We start from the raw sequence: 3,864 nt of genomic DNA on the forward strand, positions 1-3,864 counted from the left end.
ATCGGAGTCGGGGTTACTCCCTATCGCGGCGGAACACAAGGGTAGTGCGGCCCATCGTGACCCGGGAGCCGTCCACCAGCGTCACCCGCCGGATCTGTCAAGGTGGCAGCCTCTACCGTCTGGGAGATCCTCAAGGACGCCGGCGTCGATCCGGCGCCTGAGCGTTCCGCCACCATCTGGGCCGGGTTCCTGCGCTCGCAAGCGAAGGCGCTGCTGGCGTGTGACTTCCTGGAGACCGTGACCCTCACCGGTGCCCGCATGTACGTGCTGGCGGTCATCGAACATCACACCCGCCGAGTCCGAATCTTGGGCGCTACCGCTCACCCGACCGCCTCGTGGGTGACGCAGGCGGCGCGGAACCTGGTCATGGACCTGGAGGACGCCGGCTGCCGGGCGGGGTTCATAATCCGCGACCGCGATGGCAAGTTCCCCGAGGTGTTCGACGCCGTCCTGGCCGATGCTGGTATCCGGGTGGTGCTCACCGGAGTGCGAATGCCCAGGATGAACGCGGTCATGGAGCGGTGGGTGCAGACCTGCCGCCGCGAGCTCCTGGACCGCATGTTGATCTGGAACCACCGGCACCTGCTTCACGCGCTCCGAGAGTTCGAGACCTTCTACAACGAGCATCGGGCTCATCAGGGCATCGCCAACGCACGCTCTTTGAAGGCGCTGCCTCCACCGATCACCGAAACCGACGAGATCGCCCACCTGAACCTTCGAAGAAGACAACGCCTGGGCGGAATCCTCAACGAGTACGAACACGCCGCTTGACCTGCGCGGACGTGGTTTTCGGCAACTATAACGTTGCTGAGCACCTGCCCTGGGGCGGCGACCAGGTCGGCGACCTCCCCGAGTTTGATGCCCGCAGCGGCGGACGGGGCGACGATGAGAGCACGCGTGGACATGGCATCTGCTGTGACTGGTGGCGGTGGCGACAGTTAAGGCCTTAGCGGATAGTTATGTAAGAGACTATCTAATGGAGTTGTACTTTGACTTCGGCTGGCCCGTGGTCGCAGCAGGACCCTGCCCGGGCTCACCGGCTGGACCGGGTGTGAGGTGGCCGTCCGGACGACGTCCCGGACGGTGTCCTCCGGTGCAATGTCGTTGTCACGAGTGAAGGGCCGCCATGAAACGTCTGATCGCGCCGGGTACGAGATGGGTCTGCTGCATGTTCGTTCTCGGTGTACTGCTGGCCGGCGCCGCGGGAACGGCGCTGATCAACCCCTACCGCTTTGTCGGCTTGGGGGACAGGATCTGGCTCTGGTGTGTGCTGGCGGTCGCCGGGTTCGGGTTGATAGGTGTGGCGAGTGTGCTGCTGGCGAAGGCGCGGCATGGCATCTGGCGCTGGCTGCTGGTGGTCTGCGCCGGCTGTACGGCACTGGCGGGCGTCGCCTGCATCTCCTGGAGTTGCCTCATCACGTTTCTCACCGATTATTCGAATGAACAGCGGGTTGCGGCGGTTTCCCCTGACGGGAAATTCGCCGTCATTCTGAACTATGATTTTCCCCAATATCCCCACCCTGCTGATCGACCTGACGGTCTCTACCTGCAAACAAGAGAGGGGTTTTTCAGTAAGAGGGCCTATCTCGGGTGTTTGTCCGACAGTGGTGTCCACCGGCTGGACGCGGCGTGGTTTGCTGGTGCGAACACCGTTGTCATCCGCCAGGAAGGTGATGAGGGGAAAACGGAACGCTCGGTCTCGTTTGATCCGGTCAAGGTCCGGGTCGCCCAGCCCATGGGCGACAGTTGCCCGCCCACCCTCTACACCGGTTGACAGGCCGAAGAGCCGGGTCCGGCGGGTTGGCGCACCTGGGTCCCTGATAAGAAAATGATGCCCTCGGGCCCGGGAGGAACCCGCAGTTGCCTTACAGTTACTGCCAAATCAATCAATAATGATGGGAGCCACGGTCATGTCCACGCGCGTACTGGAGGGCAAGGTTGCGCTCGTCACCGGTGGAAGCAGGGGAATCGGCCGAGCCATCGCCGAACGCCTCGGACGCGACGGCGCCGTTGTCGCTGTCGCGTTCGCCCACGACCTGGCAGCGGCGGGCAGAGTCGTCGAGCGGATCCGCGAGAGCGGCGGCCGCGCTTTCGCCATCCAGGCCGAACTGGGCCGACGGGGTGATGCGGCCGCGCTGTGGGCAGCCTTCGACGCACAGATCGAGCAGCATTCACCCCAAGGGGGCGTCGATATCATTGTCAATAATGCCGGTATCGGTCGCGGCTCGGCTCTGGCTTCGCTCACCGAGGAGGAATTCGATGAGATCTTCGCCGTGAACATGCGGGCACCGTTCTTCATCGTGAAGTTGGGGATGAAGCGGATCCGTGACGGAGGGCGGATAATCAACATCTCCAGTTGTGCGGCGCGCGTGGCCATGCCGGAGATCATCGCGTACGGGCCGACGAAGAGCGCGCTGGAGACCTTCACGAGGAATCTCGCCAAGGAACTCGGGCCGCGAGGCATCACGGCGAACTCGGTGGCTCCCGGGATCGTCGGCACCGACATGAACGCGGGCTGGCTTCGCGGCAACGCGGAAGCCGAAGCGCGGGCATCCTCGCTCGCCGCGCTGGGTCGCCTCGGACGGGCGGAGGACATCGCCGACATCGTGGCCTTCCTTGCATCCGACGAAGCTCGATGGATCACCGGCGGAGTGATCGACGCAAGCGGCGGCATTGGACTGTGAATATCAGCCTATTTTACTTTCCTGACCGCTCGAATCCGCACGCGAGATGCTTTTTGAAAGCGCTTTCCAGTGAGCCCGGTGAGGGGCCGCCGGAGGTCCACGCGCAGGCGACCGGACGGTGCTGGGCCAGCTCGAGGGTGTCGTGCATCGCCGACCTGATCGTTTGGGCCATGTGCAGGCCGAGTCCGGTTCCGAGGAGAGAGCCCGGGCCGACGCAGTACGGTAGCAGGGCGTGAGGGCTTGCTGGAGTTCGTGGTCGGTGAGGCCGGGGCTCTGGTCGGCAATGGTGATGACGCCGTGGTCCCCGTGGGCGCGCACGCTGATCGACACTGTCCCGTGGAGCGCGTACTTGTGAGTGTCGCCCAGGACCAGGAGCAGGCACTGCCCGGAGCCGGACCGGGTCACCGCGCACAGCGATCGGGCCGGGCGCCGAAACCTTCGACCGGGCTGCTAATTCAGCATCGTGCTGACCGCCGACACCCACACCGCCGTCCTACCCCAGGTCGCCCACGCTGCAGCCGAGAAGACCGCCGCACTGCTCATGCACGCCGCCGGCATCGTGCCTGGCACCAACCGCCGCCGCGGCAAAGGCCCGGCGCACGCGTGCGCGCCCGCCGGGCTCGACCGGTCGCGCAACTCGCCGCGTTGTAGCGGCTCGCACGCGACTCAGAGCTTCGGCTCCCGACATGAAATCTTCGACCGGGAAAGGATAACCGCTTATCGTTTCCGCACCTGTCCCGTCCACGATCAGCACCGTGTCCGGACTGTGCCGGCGAGCGACCGGGGCCAGTGCGAGCAGCGGCGCCAGGTGAGCCACGACGCGGTGCGCGGCAGACTTGCACACCCCGAAAAACAACGCGACCTGCCGCAGCGTCAGGTTGGTGCGGTAGTACACCACGATCAGCAGCGCCCGGTCGGCAAGCGGCAGACTCCAGCGCCGCCCGGTCCCGGTCTGCTCGCCACCCCGACCTGCAACGATCCGCACTAGTGTTCTGCGCCTGAAATCCGTTGTGTAAATCTATGCTGGGTCGATGGCGAGGACGGGGCGGCCGAAGACACCGTTTTCCGTGACCGCGGCTGAGCGGGCGGAGTTGGAGCGCGGGGCGCGGGCGGCGACCTCGACGCAGGCGTATGCGTTGCGGTGCCGGATCGTGCTGGCATGCGCGCAGCCGGGCGCGTT

At 65.3% G+C, this 3,864-nt stretch carries 3 protein-coding genes and 1 pseudogene; 3 read left to right on the forward strand and 1 reads right to left on the reverse strand.

The features are described from left to right. The first annotated feature begins 102 nt into the window (after positions 1–102). The 3 genes from AB0C78_RS50525 to AB0C78_RS50535 all read left to right on the forward strand — a co-directional run bounded on the left by AB0C78_RS50525 (position 103) and on the right by AB0C78_RS50535 (position 2,684). Positions 103–771 (forward strand): integrase core domain-containing protein, encoded by a 669-nt coding sequence (locus AB0C78_RS50525; protein WP_360762944.1) that lies wholly within the window; start codon positions 103–105, stop codon positions 769–771. Between the two features lie 355 nt (positions 772–1,126). Then, positions 1,127–1,774 carry a hypothetical protein gene (locus AB0C78_RS50530; protein ID WP_360762947.1) on the forward strand — a complete coding sequence of 216 codons (648 nt, stop codon included), beginning with the start codon at positions 1,127–1,129 and terminating at the stop codon, positions 1,772–1,774. Between the two features lie 136 nt (positions 1,775–1,910). Further along, complete coding sequence (locus AB0C78_RS50535; protein WP_360762950.1) at positions 1,911–2,684, forward strand: SDR family oxidoreductase; 774 nt, start codon at positions 1,911–1,913, stop codon at positions 2,682–2,684. A 733-nt stretch (positions 2,685–3,417) separates the two neighbouring features. Here AB0C78_RS50535 and AB0C78_RS50540 read toward each other — a convergent pair. Next, positions 3,418–3,627: pseudogene (locus tag AB0C78_RS50540) on the reverse strand (transposase family protein); the annotation flags it as partial. Positions 3,628–3,864 lie beyond the last annotated feature (237 nt).

The organism is Actinomadura sp. NPDC048394 (genome assembly GCF_040651755.1).
Taxonomy (GTDB): Bacteria; Actinomycetota; Actinomycetes; order Streptosporangiales; family Streptosporangiaceae; genus Spirillospora; species Spirillospora montaniterrae.